We start from the raw sequence: 15,789 nt of genomic DNA, 5'->3' as shown, positions 1-15,789 counted from the left end.
GCACGAACATCATCAAGGGCCACGGGCCCCCGAGGCAACGCCTGTGGACAACTCATTGCCCGTGGAAACCGATGTCGTATGGTCGAGCCAGTGCCCGTCGGCGAGCAGCGCCGGCGGGACCGGCCGGGAGGAGCCCCCCGTGACGCAGCAGGTCCCGTCGACCGAGCCCGAGCTGGCCGGTGTGCGCAACTTCCGTGATGTGGGCGGCCTGCCGACGGCGGACGGGCGGCGGGTGCGGCCGGGCGTGCTGTTCCGCAGCGGGCATCTCGCGCACGCGACGGAGCAGGACGCGGAGTTCCTCACCTCGCTCGGCCTGCACACGATCTTCGACTTCCGCAACGCGGCCGACCAGAAGCTGGAGGGCCCGGACGTCGAGCTCCCCGGCGTGCGGAACGTGAACCTGCCGCTGACCGACCCGGCGCACGGCGCCGAGTTCTGGAAGATGGTCCGCGAGGGTGACATCGAGCAGCTGCGCGGGCTCCTGGGCGACGGCAAGGCCGCGGGCCGGATGGTCAGCTCGTACCGCACGATCGTCAGGGAGCGCACCGACGAGCACTCGCGCGTGCTGCACTCGATCGCCGAGGACAGCGTCCCGGCGCTGATGCACTGCGCGGCCGGCAAGGACCGGGCCGGTGTCTCCATAGCCGTGACGCTGCTCGCGGTGGGCGTGGAGCGGGACGCGATCCTCGCCGACTACCTGGAGTCCAACGCCAAGCACCGTCGCTACAAGGTGCGGCGCAGCGGCAGCGGGGAGAGCGTGTACAGCCCCGAGGTGATGGAGCTGCTCAGCCCGCTCTTCGACGCCCGCGCGGAGTATCTGACGGCGGCCTTCGAGAGCATCGAGGAGACGTGGGGTGACGTCGACACCTACCTGGAGCAGGGCCTGAAGGTCACTCCGGGGACCCGGGACCGGCTGCGGGAGCGGCTGCTCGACTGAGCGCGCCCGTCACTTGGCGCCCACCTCGAACAGCAGATAGAGGAACCCGGCGAAGACGTGCCCGACGGCGATGTAGATGATGAGCCGGACCCACAGGGCCCGGGGGAACTTCTCCTCGATGTCGCTCATGGCAGCTCTCCAGTGATCGGTCCCAGGCACAGCGCGGCCGTGGGACTCTGCAGCAGGGTGTGGACGAACAGGAGCTCGACCCCGTCGTGGTCCTCGGCGGCGAGCCGGTGCGGGGTCAGCGAGTCGAAGTGCGCGCTGTCGCCGGGCGCGAGCACGTGTGTGGTGTCACCGAGGCGCAGCCGCAGCCGCCCGTGCAGGACGTACAGCCACTCCTCGCCGGGATGCACCCGCACGATGTCGCCCTGCGAGCCGTAGGGCACCCGGACGCGCAGCGCCTGCATCCCCCGGCCGGGCGCGCCGGACTGCCAGTACGTCCAGCCGCCCGCGCGGGTCGGTTCCATGTCGCCGGCCCGCACGATCGCGTCCCCGTCGGCGACGGTCTCCCCCAGCAGATCCGATACCGTCGTACTGTAGACACGCGCGAGCGCGAGCAGCATCGGCAACGAGGGCTGCCGCTGACCGGTCTCCAGCCGGGACAGGTGCGCGGGCGACAGCCCGGCGTCGCGGGCGGCGGCCTCCAGGGTGAGGCCGGCGCGGCGGCGCAGGGAGCGCAGCTGCGGGGCGACGGCGGGCAGCTCGTCGGCAGGCCCGCCCGCCCGCTCGTTCTCGGAGGACTTCATGCCTCCATTCAGCCGCAGCTTTGTCTCCGAGGCAATTTTCTTGCCTCAGAGACAAAAAGCTAGCGGTTGGCCACCGCCTGCTTGATGAGGGTCTTGCTGAAGTCCCACATCAGGCCGCCGCCGCTGTGGGCGTCGTCCATCACGTCCGTGAAGGCGTCCACGAAGCGGTCCACGTCCGTCTCGTCGACGATCAGCGGCGGGATGAGCTTGATCACCTCCAGGTGGTCGCCGGAGACCTGGGTGAGGATCCGGTGCCGTTGCAGCAGCGGTACGACGACCATCTGGGCGAACAGGCCCTTGCGGGCGGCCTGCAGCATGGTCCAGCGGCTGCGCAGCTTCAGCGAGGCGGGCCTGCCGAACTCGATGCCGATCATCAGGCCCCGGCCGCGCACGTCGGCGAGCAGTTCGTACTTGTCCGTCAGCGCGCCGAGCCGGGACTTGAGCTGCTCCCCCACGGTCCGGGCATGGGCGACGACCGAGTCGTTCTCCATGACCGAGAGGACGGCGAGGCCGGCCGCCATGGCCTGGGCGTTGGCGCCGAAGCTCGCCGAGTGGACCAGGACGCGGTCCATGGACGAGTAGACCTTCTTGAAGATCCAGTCCTTGCCGAGGGTGGCGCCGACCGGGACGTAGCCGCCGGACAGGGACTTCGCCACGCACACCAGGTCCGGCTCCACGCCCTCCTCGTGCTGGTGGGCGTAGAAGTCGCCGGTGCGGCCGAGGCCGGTCTGCACCTCGTCGGCGATCAGCAGCGCCTTGTGCCGGTGCAGCAGCTCCTGGGCGGCGCGCAGATAGCCGGGCGGGGCCTCGTGCACGCCCTTGCCCTGGATCGGCTCGACGATCAGGGCGGCGACATCGCCCTTCTTCAGCTCCCTGGCGAGGGCGTCCAGGTCGCCCAGGGGCACGGCCGTGTCGGGCAGCAGCGGGGCGAAGCCGTCCCGGAAGCCGTTCTCGCCGTTGACCGACAGGGAGCCGGTGGTCAGGCCGTGGAAGGCGTGGTCGCAGTAGAGGACGCGTGGTCTGCCGGTGGCGAACCGGGCGAACTTCAGGGCCGTTTCCACCGACTCCGTGCCGCTGTTGCCGAAGAACACCCGGTCCAGGTGCGGGCTGTGCGCGAGGAGCTTCTCGGCGAGCAGCCCGGGCAGCGGCTGGCAGTCGAAGCGGGTGAGGTCGGCGAGCTGGGCGTCCAGGACGTCGTGCAGGGCCTTGCGGACGACGGGGTGGTGGCGCCCCAGGCCCATCACCCCGAACCCCGCGAGCATGTCCAGGTAGTCGTTCCCGTCCGCGTCCCAGAAATGGGCGCCCTCGGCCCGCTCGTAGACCTTGTCGAAGCCGATGGTGTGCAGCATGCGCGGCAGCTGGTGGTTCAGGTACCTGCCGTGCAGCTCGTACCGCTCACCGCCACGCTCGGCGAGCAGCGCCCCGAGGTCGAACTCCGTACTCATTCTTTCTCCTTGTGAGCGCCATCCATGACAGCGCCCTCGGCTGAGGCGCCCCGTAGGGGCGCGGGGAACTGCGCGACCAGCCCGGACGGCGCCGCACCCGCCACACGACCCCCCGCGGCACCCCCCTTGGCGTCCTCCCCCCGTCCCGCGAGACTGGACCCGATCCGCCCCGCGATCTCCACCGGCGTCAGCCCGATGTCGGCCAGCACCTCCCCCCGCTTCGCATGCGCCAGGAACTGCTCGGGAATCCCGAACCGCCGTACCGGCACGTCCACATCGGCGTCGCCGAGCGCCAGCGAGACCGCCGCACCGACGCCGGCCGCCCTGCTGTTGTCCTCGACGACCGCCACGAGCTCGTGGTCGGCCGCCAGCACCGGCAGCGCGGGATCCACGGGCTTCACCCAACGGGGATCCACGACCGTGCAGTCGATCCCCCGAGCCTCCAGCAGTTCCGCCGCCTGCAGGCACACCGGCGCCATCACTCCGACCGCGACCAGCAGCACCTGCGGCCACTCACCGCGATGGAGCACGTCCACCCCGCCGACGCGGTCGACCGCCGGGATCTCCGGACCCACCGACTCCTTCGGGAAGCGGACCAGCGTCGGCGCGTCGTCGACGGCGACCGCCTCCCGCAGCTGGAGGCGCAGCTGTTCGGCGTCGCGCGGGGCGGCGATCCTGAGACCGGGCACGACCTGGAGGATCGACATGTCCCACATGCCGTTGTGCGACGCGCCGTCGACTCCGGTCACCCCCGCCCGGTCCAGGACGAACGTCACCCCGCAACGGTGCAGCGCCACGTCCATCAGCAGCTGGTCGAAGGCGCGGTTGAGGAACGTGGCGTAGACGGCGACGACGGGGTGCAGTCCCCCGGTCGCCAGCCCCGCCGCGGACACCGCCGCGTGCTGCTCGGCGATGCCGACGTCCCAGACCCGGTCCGGGAAGCGTTCGGCGAACCTGCCGAGGCCGACCGGGTGCAGCATGGCCGCGGTGATCGCCACGACGTCGTCCCGTTCCTCGCCGATCCGGACGATCTCGTCGCCGAACACCGAGGTCCAGGAAGGGCCGTTGGAGGGCGCGAGCGGCTCGCAGGTGAGCGGGTCCATCACGCCGACGGTGTGGAAGTGGTCCTCCTCATGGGCGAGCGCGGGTTCGTAACCGCGCCCCTTCTCGGTGAGGCAGTGCACCAGCACCGGCCCGTGGAAGCGTTTCGCACGCCGCAGCGCCGACTCGACGGCCTTGATGTCGTGGCCGTCGATCGGGCCGACGTACTTGAGGCCCAGGTCCTCGAACATGCCCTGCGGGGCGAAGGCGTCCTTGAAGCCCTTCTTGGCGCCGTGCAGGGACTCGTAGATGGTGTTGCCGACGATCGGGGTGCGCAGGAGTACGTCCTTGCCCCAGGCCAGCACCTTCTCGTAGCCGTCGGTCGTGCGCAGGGTCGCCAGGTGGTTGGCGAGGCCGCCGATGGTGGGCGCGTACGACCGCTCGTTGTCGTTGACGACGATGATCAGCGGCCGGTCCTTGGCGGCCGCGATGTTGTTGAGCGCCTCCCAGGCCATCCCGCCGGTCAGCGCCCCGTCGCCGATCACCGCGACGACATGGCCCTTCTCCCCCTGCACCTGGCGGGCCTTGGCGAGGCCGTCGGCCCAGCCGAGCGCGGTGGAGGCGTGGCTGTTCTCGATGACGTCGTGCTCGGACTCCTCGCGCGAGGGGTAGCCGGACAGGCCGCCCTTGCCGCGCAGCTTGGAGAAGTCCTGACGGCCGGTCAGCAGCTTGTGGACGTAGCTCTGGTGGCCGGTGTCCCAGAGGATGCGGTCGGCCGGGGACTCGAAGACCCGGTGCAGTGCGACGGTCAGCTCGACCACGCCCAGGTTGGGCCCGAGGTGGCCGCCGGTCCTGGCGACCGCGTGCACCAGGAACTCGCGTATTTCTTCGGACAGTTCACCGAGTTCCGCCTCGGACAGCGCCTTCAGGTCGCGTGGTCCCCGGATGCTCTCCAGAATCGTCACGCTCGGCCCCCTCTCGGTCCGTGCTGATCAGCTCACGGTGACGGCGGGTGCTCCGGACCCGGCGCCGTCCTTCTCCATCTGTTCGGCGATCTTCATCGCTTCCTCGATCAGGGTCTCCACGATCTTCGACTCGGGGACCGTCTTGACGACCTCGCCCTTGACGAAGATCTGGCCCTTGCCGTTGCCGGAGGCGACCCCCAGGTCGGCCTCCCGCGCCTCGCCGGGACCGTTGACCACACACCCCATGACGGCGACGCGGAGCGGCACCTCCATGCCCTCCAGGCCTGCCGTCACCTCGTCCGCCAGCTTGTAGACGTCGACCTGGGCGCGCCCGCAGGACGGGCAGGAGACGATCTCCAGGCGGCGCTGCCGGAGCCCCAGGGACTCCAGGATCTGGATGCCGACCTTGACCTCCTCGGCGGGCGGGGCCGACAGGGACACCCGGATCGTGTCGCCGATGCCCTGGGACAGCAGCGCCCCGAAGGCCACCGCCGACTTGACGGTGCCCTGGAACGCCGGGCCCGCCTCCGTCACGCCGAGGTGCAGCGGGTAGTCGCACCGGGCGGCCAGCTGGCGGTACGCCTCGATCATCACGACCGGGTCGTTGTGCTTGACCGAGATCTTGATGTCGCGGAAGCCGTGCTCCTCGAAGAGCGAGGCCTCCCAGAGAGCGCTCTCGACGAGCGCCTCCGGGGTCGCCCTGCCGTACTTCTCCAGCAGCCGCCGGTCGAGGGAGCCGGCGTTGACCCCGATCCGGATCGGCGTCCCGTGGTCCTTGGCGGCCCGCGCGATCTCCCGCACCTGGTCGTCGAACTTCTTGATGTTGCCGGGGTTCACGCGCACCGCCGCGCACCCGGCCTCGATCGCCGCGAACACGTACTTCGGCTGGAAGTGGATGTCCGCGATCACCGGGATCTGGGACTTCCTCGCGATGGTCGCCAGGGCGTCCGCGTCGTCCTGCGTGGGGCAGGCGACGCGGACGATCTGGCAGCCGGACGCGGTGAGTTCGGCGATCTGCTGGAGGGTGGCACCGATGTCGGAGGTGCGGGTGGTGGTCATGGACTGCACCGACACCGGGGCGCCGCCGCCGACCGCCACCGGCCCGACCTGGATCTGCCGGGACGGGCGCCGCTCGGCGACCGGCCGGGGCGGGACCCCGGGGAGGCCAAGGGAGATGGCGGTCATGCCGTCACTCCCGGTTCCCGGAGACCGTCTCGCGCATGGCGCGCAGCGACTCCTTGAGGGATCCCATGGTGGCGAGGACGGCGGTGGGCTCGTAGCCGCAGTGCGCCATGCAGTTGGCGCAGCGCGGGTCCTTGCCGCGGCCGTACTTGTCCCAGTCGGTCTCCTCGATGAGTTCGCGGTACGTCGGCACGTACCCGTCGCTCATCAGGTAGCAGGGGCGCTGCCAGCCGAAGAGCGAGTAGTTCGGGATCGCCCACGCGGTGCACGGGAAGTCGACCTTGCCCTCCAGGAAGTCCAGGAAGAGCGGGGAGTGGTTGAGCCGCCACTTCTTGCGGTTGCCGCCCGCGAAGGCCTTCTTGAACAGCTCACGGGTCTGCTCCACGCCCAGGAAGTGCTCCTGGTCGGGGGCCTTCTCGTAGGCGTAGGCGGGCGAGATCATCATCTCGTCGACCTTGAGGTCGTCGTTGAGGAAGTTGAGCACCTCGACGATGGTCTGCGGGGTGTCGGTGTTGAAGAAGGTGGAGTTGGTGGTGACCCGGAAGCCGCGTCGCTTGGCCTCCTTGATGGCCGCCACCGCCTCGTCGAACACACCCTCCTTCGCCACGGACTCGTCGTGCCGCTCGCGCAGCCCGTCGATGTGCACCGCGAAGGCGAAGTAGGGCGAGGGCGTGAACTTGTCCATCTTCTTGCGCAGCAGCATCGCGTTGGTGCACAGGAAGACGTACTTGCGCTTCGCCACCAACTGCCGCACGATCTCGTCGATCTGAGGGTGCATCAGGGGTTCGCCGCCGGCGATGGACACCATCGGCGCACCGGACTCCAGCACCGCCCCGACGGCCTGCGCGACGGGCATGCGCTGCTTCAACACGCCGGCGGGGTGCTGGATCTTGCCGCAGCCCTCGCATTTCAGGTTGCATGCGAAGAGGGGTTCCAGCTCCACGATCAGCGGGAACTTGTCCCGCTTGCGGAGCTTCTGTTCAGCCAGGTAGGTAGCGACCTTGATCGACTGGCGCAGCGGCATGGCCATCTGGGCTCACCTCCGGGGGAGCAGCAAAGAACGGTGCCATTCGAAGAAAGCTGGAAGAACGGATCGAAGAACGCGGAAAGCCGATATTCCACCGCGCACCGTGCCGATCCGGACGAGTTCATGTTCAGGAGCGTCCACGACCACCCTGACGGCCGCAACCGGGCGCTCGCCCGCACGGACGGCGCTCAGGAGCGTGGCCGCCGACTCCATGTCGACCGCGATCGCGCCGGTCGCGAGCAGATCGGACCGTTCGTGACCGCGGACGACGTGGTCGGAGCCGGTGAGGGGGCCGGTGTGGACGGTGCGGCCGGGCACGGTCCGCACGAGTTCCTTGACGAGGAGTTCGGTGCCGACGCACGGGACACTGCCGCGCGGATCCCGGGTCTCCTCGGCGACGACCAGGTCGCCGGGGTGCATCCCGGGGGCGAGTCCCGCGCAGAAGCCGGTGGCCAGCACGGCGGCACCGGCGAACGCCGGGTCGTCCAGGACCCGGGTGACGGACCGTTCCGCCGCCCTGGGCCCCATGCCGGTGCGCAGCACGGTGACCGGCCCGCCCGAGCCGCCCTTCTCGCCGGCGCGCAGGGCGAGGTGCTCGATGCCGAGCGCGCAGGCGATCAGCAGCGGGGCCGGAGCGGGCGTGGTGCTCAATTCAGCTCCTCTCGGCCTGGGGGGACGGCTCGCCGTGGACGTAGCGGCCGAGCGCGGTGAGCGGGAAGACCTGCCGGTAGAGGTGGTAGTTGATGGAGAAGTCCCAGGGGAAGCCGGTGCCGGTGAAGTACGGCTCGTCCCAGGAGCCGTCCTCGGCCTGCGTCTCGGCGAGCCACTGCACGCCCCGCTCGACGGCCTTGGAGTCCTTCTCCCCCGCCGCGAGCAGCGCCATCAGCGCCCAGGCCGTCTGGGAGGCGGTGGAGGCGCCCCGCCCGCTCCATTCGCCGACGTGCTTGTAGGAGCGCAGGTCCTCGCCCCAGCCGCCGTCGTCGTTCTGGACGTTCCCCAGCCAGGTCACCGCGCGCCGGATCGCCGGATGCGAGGCGGGCAGGCCGGCCGCGGTCAGTGCGGGTACCACGGAGCCGGTGCCGTAGACGTAGTTGACGCCCCAGCGGCCGAACCACGAGCCGTCGGGCTCCTGTTCGGCGAGCAGCCACTCGATGCCGCGCCGGGTGCGCGGGTCGTGGGACATGCCCTCGAAGGCGAGCATCTCCACGACGTGCGCGGTGACGTCGGCCGAGGGCGGGTCGATGACCTCGCCGAAGTCGCAGAACGGCAGCCGGTTGGGGAACGGGCTGGTGTTGTCGACGTCGAAGGCGCCCCACGCGCCGTTCTTCGACTGCATGCCGAGGTTCCAGCGCACCCCGCGTCCGATGGCCTTCTCCATGCGCTCGGGGTCGTGGTGCCTGACCCGGCGCAGCGCGAGGACGACCTCGGCGGTGTCGTCGATGTCGGGGTAGTTGTCGTTGTGGAACTCGAACGCCCAGCCGCCCGGCGGGAGCTGGGGGCGCTTCACGGCCCAGTCGCCGCGCCGGACGATCTGTTCGCCGAGCATCCAGTCGGCGGCCCTGACGAGTTGCGGGTGGTCGGCGGGCAGGCCGGCGTCGGCGAGCGCGATGGTCGCGAGGCAGGTGTCCCAGACGGGCGACTGGCAGGCCTCGATCATCCGGGCGCCGTCCTCGCGCCATACGGCGTAACGATCCAGCGACTCCAACCCGGCGCGCATCACGGGGTGTTCGAGGTCGTAGCCGAGCAGGTACAGGGCGATCACCGAGTACACGGCGGGGGGCTGGATACCGCCCCAGGCGCCGTCGTTCTCCTGGCGCTCGACGATCCAGCGGGCGGCGGAGTTCAGGGCGGAGCCACGCAGCCTGCGCAGCGCGACCTTGCGGTAGCCGCGGACGACCTTGTCGAGCCGCTGGAAGAGGCCCTCCCAACTGGCCACCGGGGCAAGGGGCTGCGGGGGGTTGGGGTTGGCCGGGTCGGTGTGGAGTTCGTCGAGCGGGAAGGGCGCGGGGCGCACCGGGCGCTTGGCCGAGACGACGGTGAGCGGCACGATCGTCTGCCGGGCCCACTGGCCGAAGTTGTAGATGCTGAGCGGGAACCACTTGGGGAAGTACAGGAGTTCCGGCGGGAGTTCGGGCAGGTCCTCCCACTTCCACCAGCCGAACATGGCCAGCCAGATCCGGGTGAACACCCGGGAGGCGGCGATCCCGCCCCGCTCACGGATCCAGGCCGACGCCTTCGCCATGTGGGGAGCGTCCGGCGCGTCCCCGGCCAGCCGCAGGGCGACGTAGGCCTCGATGGTGGTGGAGAGTTCGCCCGGCCCGCCGTAGAACGTGGCCCAGGTGCCGTCCTCGCGCTGCTCGCCGCGGATGAAGAGGGCGGCGGCGGTCGTCGTCGACTCGTCGAGGGTTCCCAGGAACTGACGGAGCAGCAGGTCTTCGGCGTCCATGGTGACGTTGGTCTCCAGGTCGCCCTTCCACCAGCCCTGCGCGTCCTGCTGCGCGAGCAGATGGTCGGTGGCGCGCCGTACGGCGCGTTCGGCGGCTTCCGGTACCCCGGCCGCCACGGGGGTGGTGAGGTCGGTTGTGGCCGAGTCGGCCCGGGGCGGAACGGTGGCCCCGGTGCTTCCGTCGGTCGTCGCTGTCATGGCTTCCCCTTCGTGCAGTCGTACGTAGTCGTTCTGCTGTGGGTCCGCCGTCGGCCGGTGCTGGCTGCGCGCTCGCACCGGCCGGCGACTACGCGAGGGCTATTCGACCGATAGTGATCATCTCTTTCGTACGACGACGAAGTCCGCGAGCGCCGTGAACTGCGCCCTTACCCGGTCGGGCATGTCGACGGCGTGCAGGGCCTCGATGGCGATGGTGTGCTGACGGCGCGCCTCCTCGGCGGTCCACTCGCGGCCGCCGGCCTCCTCGATGAGGGCGGCGCGGGCGGCGAACTCCTCCTCGGAGAAGTTCTCGAAGTCGCTGCTCTTGGCGTCGGCGGCGAGGATCTCGCCGAGCCGCTCGGAGGCGGACCCGCCCGCCGCGAGCGCGGCGACGACCGGCAGGGACTTCTTGCGCTGGCGCAGGTCGCTCCAGGTCTGCTTGCCGGTGGCGTCCGGGTCGCCCCAGATGCCGAGGAGGTCGTCGACGGCCTGGAAGGCGAGGCCGAGGTGGTAGCCGTACTTCTCCAGGGTGTCGGCGGTGCGGTCGTCGGCGCCGCCGAGCACCGCGCCGATGGAGCTGGAGGCGGCGAGCAGGGCGCCGGTCTTGTTGCCCTCCATCTCCAGGCACTCCTCGACGCTGACGCGGTCGCGGTGCTCGTAGGAGATGTCCTGGGCCTGGCCGTCGATCAGGGCGCGGCTGGCGGTGGTGAGCCGCCGGGTGGCCCGCCCGGCCTCGACGGTGCCGAGTTCAAGGAGGATCTCGTTGGCGAGGGCGAACAGGGCGTCACCGACCAGGATGGCCTGGGCGGGGCCGTGTACCTTCCAGACCGTGTCACGGTGGCGGCGCTGCTCGTCGCCGTCCATCAGGTCGTCGTGCAGCAGGGAGAAGTTGTGCACGAGTTCGACGGCGACGGCGCCGGGGATGCCGACCTCGGGTGCGGCGCCGGTGACCTCGGCCGACAGGACCGCGAGCGCGGGGCGTACGGCCTTGCCGCCGTCGCCGTCGGCGGGGTTGCCCTCGGCGTCGATCCAGCCGAAGTGGTAGGCGGCCACGGTGTCCATGGGGGGCACCAGACGGTCGACGGCCGCCCGCAGTACCGGTGTGGCAAGGGTCCGGCCGCGCTCCAGGAGCGCGGTCACGTCCACTGCGTTCTCTCGAGCGGCCGACTCGGCCGGGGGCACAGTGGGCACAGTTTCTCCTCTTGTTGCGGTGCCGGGGGTGCGAAGGCCTGCCGCCTGCTGATCGAGCGTCACGCCGCCTCCTCGAACTCGAAGAGGTGGCGGGGGCGGGGCCGGCCCAGAGTGCTCAACGCGGCATCGGCCGCACAGACACCGCTGCGGACCGCACTCTCCATGGTCGCGGGCCACCCTGTGGCGGTCCACGCTCCGGCCAGGTAGAGGCCGGGTGACTTGGTGCGGGCGCCGGGCCGCAGCCGCCCGACGCCGGGGGTGGGGGCGAACGTCGCGGTGCGCTCCCGGGTCACGAAGAAGTCCTTCACCCCGGCGCCGCGCGCGCCGGGCAGCAGTCGATCCAGCTCGGGCAGATACCGCTCGCGCAGCTCGGCCACGGGGGTGTCGATCTCGTCCTGGGCCGCCGACTGGGACAGCGCGAGGTACTGGCCCTCGCGCAGTCCCGAGGCGTGGGTGCGGTCGAACACCCACTGGACCGGGGTGCCCAGGGCCGCGAAGAACGGCTTGGTGAGCACCGTACGGTCGTAGACCACATGGACGTTGAGGATCGGCGCGGTGCCGATCTCCAGCAGGTTCTCCGGGGCGTCGAGGGCACCGGCGGGCAGCAGGTCGTAGGCCTCGCGCTGGGCGACGGCGAGCACGACCGCGTCCGCGGTGAGCGTCTCGCCGGGAACCTGAACGCTCCAGCCCCCGTTCTCGTTAGTGGAGACGGAGGTGACGCGTGTACGGACCTCGGTACGCACGCCCGCGGAGTCGAGTGCCTTGCGGGCGAGCCGGTCGTGCAGTTCGCCCAGCGGCACATGGGCCCAGCCGATGTCGGCCGCGCCCGGGTCGGACAGCAGACCGGTCTTGAACACCATCGCGGCGAGCCCCAGCGAGGCGTCGCCCGCGAGCGCGTTGAGGGTGGCGACCCCGACCAGGTCCCACAGGGCCTCGACGGCACGCGCCGACTGGCCGTGGGCGGCCAGCCAGCTGCCGAAGTCCTGTGCGTCCAGGCTCGGATCGGCGAGGTCGAGCCCCTTGAGCGCGAGCGCGGCACGCCCCACCTTGGCCCGCTCGGCGAGCGAGAGGTGCGGATAGGCGGCCAGGCTGCGCCCCAGATGCAGGGGCACGGGCAGCGGGTCGCGCCGGAGCCTGCCCAGGCGCCGCCCCTCGGGCTTGTCGAGGTCGAGCACGGGCACGTCGAGGCGGTCCTGCAGCGGTGCCAGCGCCGTGCCCTCGATGCGGTCGAGGAACCAGCGGTAGGCGGTGCAGCAACGCAGGTACACGTGCTGGCCGTTGTCGACGGTCAGTTCGCCGCGCTGGAAGGAGAAGGCGAGCCCGCCGAGCCTCGGCCTGCCTTCGAGAAGGGTGACACGGACGCCCGCGTCGGCGAGCGCGAGCGCGGCCGTGATACCGGCGAGTCCGCCGCCGATCACGACGGCGGTGCCCTTGGACGGGATGTCGTCCTGGGCCTGCCCGGATCGCGTGCCGTCGGTCATCGTGCGCCCTCCCCTGCCTGCCCGCGGTGCCGGTCGGACGGGGCACGGTGGGCTGTCGCAGTCAGGGACGCCGCGTCGCACCGGAGGGTTGCCTGCCGTTTTTCTCCGGTGGAGTCACCTTGGCCCACTTTGTCCATCAGGCGCGCCTCCTGACGGTCAGCCGGGTGGTGTGCCGCCGGGTGTCGATCCCGGACAGGCCGCGCACGGCGACGTACGCCTTCTCGCGTCCGGGCAGCGAGACCCGGCCGCGCAGCACCGCCTCCGGTTCGCGCTCGATGCGGTCGAGCAGCCGGCGGTAGATGCCGGCCATCGCGGCGACACAGGCACCGCTGCGCCGGTCGAGCATGGGCAGCAGCCGGTAGCCCTCGGCGAAAAGGGCACGGGCGCGCCGTACTTCGAAGTGCACCAGGCCCGCGAAGTCGGAGCCCTCCGGCGGGGTCGGCCCGTGGAACCCGGCCGAGCAGCCGAACTTGGCGAGGTCGTCGGCGGGGAGATAGGTGCGGCCGTTCCCGGCGTCCTCGCGGACGTCCCTGAGGATGTTGGTGAGCTGGAGTGCGAGCCCGAGCGTGTCGGCATACTCCGGCGCGCGCTCGGCGCCGCGCGCCCCCGGTTCCGTGCCGAACACGCCGAGCGAGAGCCGACCGATGGCGCCGGCCACACAGCGGCAGTAGAGCTTGAGGTCGTCCCAGGTCTCGTAGGTCTCGCCGCGTACGTCCATCAGCACGCCGTCGATCAGCTCGTCCAGGCCGCCCAGCGGGATCGGGAAGGCCTGGGCGGCGTGCGCGAGGGCGACGGCGACCGGGTCGGTGTCGTCCTCGGCGACCGCGCCCTCCTGGACCCGGGCGAGCAGTGCCCGGGTGTCCTCCAGGCGGGCCACCTTCACCTCGTCGGCCAGCACGCCGTCGCCGATGTCGTCGACGCGCCGGGAGAAGGCGTAGAGCGCCGACATGGCGCGCCGCTTGGACGCCGGCAGCAGCCTGATGCCGTAGGCGAAGTTCCGTGCCTGCTGTCCGGTGACGGTCTCGCAGTAGCTGTAGGCGGCGAGTACCGGTGCGGACACGTGTGTGGGAGAGTCCACGGTCCGGATCACCCCTCTCCTCGCAGAGTCACGCCCACCTCACGCAGCAACCGGCCCTTGCCGGGCTTGGGCGGGCCTGGAAGTACGTCGTATTCGGCGGCGGCGATCGCAGCGATCGCCGCCCTTCCCCCCGCCACGAACCCCGCGAGCAGCAGCTTCAACCTGCCGTGGACGCTACCCACCAGGGGGGCGCCTTCATTCAGGAGATCCCGTGCTCGTTGTGCTTCATATGCAACCAGTGCACGCACCGAAGCGCCCGCGGTTTTCCCGGCGAGATCCGCCTCCTGGACGTGAAAGCGCTTCATGTCCTCGGCGGGCAGATAGATCCGGTCGCGGCCGAGGTCCTCGGTCACGTCCTGGAGGTGTTCGACGATCTGGAGCGCCGTGCAGATCGCGTCGGAGAGACGGATCCGCTCGGGGGTCGAGGTGCCGGTGACGGCGAGGACCAGGCGGCCGACGGGGTTGGCGGACAGCTCGCAGTAGGCGAGGAGGTCGTCGTAGGTCTCGTAGCGCTTGACGAGCTGGTCCTGGCGGTTGGCGGCGATCAGGCCGAGGAAGGGTTCGGGGGTCAGCGCCCGGCGGCGGACCGTGGGCTGCAGGCGGCGCAGCAGGGGGTGGTGCGGGGTGGCGTCGAAGACGCGGCGCAGGTCGTCCTCGAACGCGTCGAGGAGGACCAGGCGGTCCTCGGCCTCCGCGTCGGACACCCCGAGCAGCCGGGCGTCGGCGCCGCCGGGGGCCAGGTCGCCGTCGCCGATGTCGTCGACGAGGCGGGCGAAGCCGTACACGGCCATCAGGTCGTCGCGCCAGGCCTTCGGCAGGAAGAAGGGGGCCACGGGGAAGTTCTCGTCCGCGGCCTTGTCCAGGGTGCCTCGCTCCGGGTCTCCGGTGCGCGCCGAGGTGGTCGCCGTCACCGTTCGCTGCCCGGGGCGGGGACGGCGCGGCCTGCGTTGAGCTGGGGAGTTTCCGTAGCCATTGCCGTCACATCTCCCGTTCTACACTGCCGACCCAATACACACTATTTCGGACACGCCGCCCAGCAATCCACGGGCGGCCCGGCGGAGGGTGTCGCGCAGTATCGCCCCACTTGCCGCTTTCCGGGACCGGTACAGCTTACGTTGTACAACGCATCGAGGTTCGTCGGGGTGTCCCGCAGATCACAACAACACACCGATTGGCGTCAAGATTCCTAAGGCGAGCCGGAGTTGACGTTTCCTTTGCAGACGCGGGGCCCCACCGAAAAGGTTCCGGCGGGGCCCGGCTGGAAACGGCTACTTGCCCGTGAACTTCTCGTACTCCTTGAGCACCTCTTCGGTCGGGCCGTCCATGCGCAGCTCGCCGCGCTCCAGCCACAGGACGCGGTCGCAGGTGTCGCGGATCGACTTGTTGTTGTGGCTGACCAGGAAGACGGTGCCCGCGTGCTCGCGCAGTGCGCGGATCCGGTCCTCGGAGCGCTTGCGGAAGGCCGCGTCACCGGTGGCCAGCGCCTCGTCGATCATGAGGACGTCGTGGTCCTTGGCGGCCGCGATGGAGAAGCGGAGCCGGGCGGCCATACCGGAGGAGTAGGTGCGCATGGGGAGGGTGATGAAGTCGCCCTTGTCGTTGATCCCCGAGAAGTCGACGATCTCGTGGTAGCGGTCCTTGATCTCCTCACGGGTCATTCCCATGGCGAGGCCGCCCAGGATGACGTTCCGCTCGCCCGTGAGGTCGTTCATCAGGGCCGCGTTGACACCGAGCAGCGAGGGCTGGCCGTTGGTGAAGACCCGGCCCTTCTCGGCGGGCAGCAGGCCGGCGATGGCGCGCAGCAGGGTGGACTTGCCGGAGCCGTTGGAGCCGATCAGGCCGACGGCCTCGCCGCGGTAGGCGACGAAGGAGACCCCGCGGACCGCGTGCACCTTGCGCACACCCCGCTCGTCGCCGCGCCTGACGATACGGCTGAGGGCGGACGTCGCGCTGCCCTTGCCGCCCTTGGCGCCGTGGACGCGGTAGACGATGTGCACGTCCTCCGCGATGACGGTGGGGATCCGCTCCCCCATGGTCTGCATGGTCTGC

The 15,789-nt window shown here is 70.8% G+C and carries 14 protein-coding genes and 1 pseudogene; 1 reads left to right on the top strand and 14 read right to left on the bottom strand.

Annotation, left to right across the window (positions count from 1 at the left end; translation table 11 throughout):
* Positions 1 to 139 precede the first annotated feature (139 nt).
* Positions 140 to 937, top strand: coding sequence for a tyrosine-protein phosphatase (locus AB0D85_RS13960; RefSeq protein WP_362318607.1), 798 nt, complete (start codon positions 140 to 142; stop codon positions 935 to 937).
* 9 nt (positions 938 to 946) lie between these two features.
* Here AB0D85_RS13960 and AB0D85_RS13955 read toward each other — a convergent pair whose 3' ends face one another.
* From AB0D85_RS13955 to AB0D85_RS13890, 14 genes and pseudogenes are all read right to left on the bottom strand, one after another.
* Positions 947 to 1,066: a DUF6126 family protein gene (locus AB0D85_RS13955; protein ID WP_362318604.1), complete on the bottom strand. Its 120-nt coding sequence runs from the start codon at positions 1,064 to 1,066 to the stop codon at positions 947 to 949.
* On the bottom strand, positions 1,063 to 1,686 hold the full coding sequence (locus tag AB0D85_RS13950; RefSeq protein WP_362318601.1) for an XRE family transcriptional regulator: 624 nt from the start codon (positions 1,684 to 1,686) through the stop codon (positions 1,063 to 1,065). The genes AB0D85_RS13955 and AB0D85_RS13950 overlap by 4 nt, the downstream gene beginning before the upstream one ends.
* Positions 1,687 to 1,745: 59 nt before the next feature.
* Complete coding sequence (locus tag AB0D85_RS13945) at positions 1,746 to 3,131, bottom strand: aspartate aminotransferase family protein (protein WP_362318598.1); 1,386 nt, start codon at positions 3,129 to 3,131, stop codon at positions 1,746 to 1,748.
* Positions 3,128 to 5,137 carry a 1-deoxy-D-xylulose-5-phosphate synthase gene (dxs, locus tag AB0D85_RS13940; protein ID WP_362318595.1) on the bottom strand — a complete coding sequence of 670 codons (2,010 nt, stop codon included), beginning with the start codon at positions 5,135 to 5,137 and terminating at the stop codon, positions 3,128 to 3,130. Before dxs ends, AB0D85_RS13945 begins: the two co-directional genes overlap by 4 nt.
* A gap of 27 nt (positions 5,138 to 5,164) precedes the next feature.
* The gene (gene ispG / locus AB0D85_RS13935) at positions 5,165 to 6,322 is read right to left on the bottom strand and encodes a flavodoxin-dependent (E)-4-hydroxy-3-methylbut-2-enyl-diphosphate synthase (protein WP_362318592.1); all 1,158 of its coding nucleotides are present in this window, start codon (positions 6,320 to 6,322) and stop codon (positions 5,165 to 5,167) included.
* A gap of 4 nt (positions 6,323 to 6,326) precedes the next feature.
* Positions 6,327 to 7,349: an adenosyl-hopene transferase HpnH gene (hpnH, locus tag AB0D85_RS13930; protein ID WP_359221703.1), complete on the bottom strand. Its 1,023-nt coding sequence runs from the start codon at positions 7,347 to 7,349 to the stop codon at positions 6,327 to 6,329.
* Between the two features lie 6 nt (positions 7,350 to 7,355).
* A complete protein-coding gene (locus tag AB0D85_RS13925; protein ID WP_362318588.1) occupies positions 7,356 to 7,997 on the bottom strand; it encodes a 1-hydroxy-2-methyl-2-butenyl 4-diphosphate reductase in 642 nt (213 codons plus the stop codon).
* Between the two features lies 1 nt (position 7,998).
* Positions 7,999 to 9,990, bottom strand: coding sequence for a squalene--hopene cyclase (gene shc / locus AB0D85_RS13920; protein ID WP_362318585.1), 1,992 nt, complete (start codon positions 9,988 to 9,990; stop codon positions 7,999 to 8,001).
* Between the two features lie 117 nt (positions 9,991 to 10,107).
* Complete coding sequence (locus AB0D85_RS13915) at positions 10,108 to 11,172, bottom strand: polyprenyl synthetase family protein (protein WP_362319256.1); 1,065 nt, start codon at positions 11,170 to 11,172, stop codon at positions 10,108 to 10,110.
* Positions 11,173 to 11,240: 68 nt separating this feature from the next.
* Positions 11,241 to 12,743: a hydroxysqualene dehydroxylase HpnE gene (gene hpnE, locus AB0D85_RS13910; RefSeq protein WP_362318582.1), complete on the bottom strand. Its 1,503-nt coding sequence runs from the start codon at positions 12,741 to 12,743 to the stop codon at positions 11,241 to 11,243.
* A pseudogene (locus tag AB0D85_RS13905) lies at positions 12,722 to 12,799 on the bottom strand (DUF6380 family protein); the annotation flags it as partial. The pseudogene AB0D85_RS13905 and the gene hpnE, both read right to left, overlap by 22 nt.
* The gene (hpnD, locus tag AB0D85_RS13900) at positions 12,799 to 13,752 is read right to left on the bottom strand and encodes a presqualene diphosphate synthase HpnD (RefSeq protein ID WP_362318578.1); all 954 of its coding nucleotides are present in this window, start codon (positions 13,750 to 13,752) and stop codon (positions 12,799 to 12,801) included. The pseudogene AB0D85_RS13905 and the gene hpnD, both read right to left, overlap by 1 nt.
* The gene (gene hpnC / locus AB0D85_RS13895; protein WP_362318575.1) at positions 13,749 to 14,651 is read right to left on the bottom strand and encodes a squalene synthase HpnC; all 903 of its coding nucleotides are present in this window, start codon (positions 14,649 to 14,651) and stop codon (positions 13,749 to 13,751) included. Before hpnC ends, hpnD begins: the two co-directional genes overlap by 4 nt.
* Positions 14,652 to 15,008: 357 nt before the next feature.
* Positions 15,009 to 15,782 (bottom strand): ABC transporter ATP-binding protein, encoded by a 774-nt coding sequence (locus AB0D85_RS13890; protein WP_362319253.1) that lies wholly within the window; start codon positions 15,780 to 15,782, stop codon positions 15,009 to 15,011.
* Positions 15,783 to 15,789 lie beyond the last annotated feature (7 nt).

Source organism: Streptomyces sp. NPDC048277 (assembly GCF_040652235.1).
Taxonomy (GTDB): Bacteria; Actinomycetota; Actinomycetes; order Streptomycetales; family Streptomycetaceae; genus Streptomyces.
This window is presented reverse-complemented; position numbering and strand designations above follow the sequence as displayed.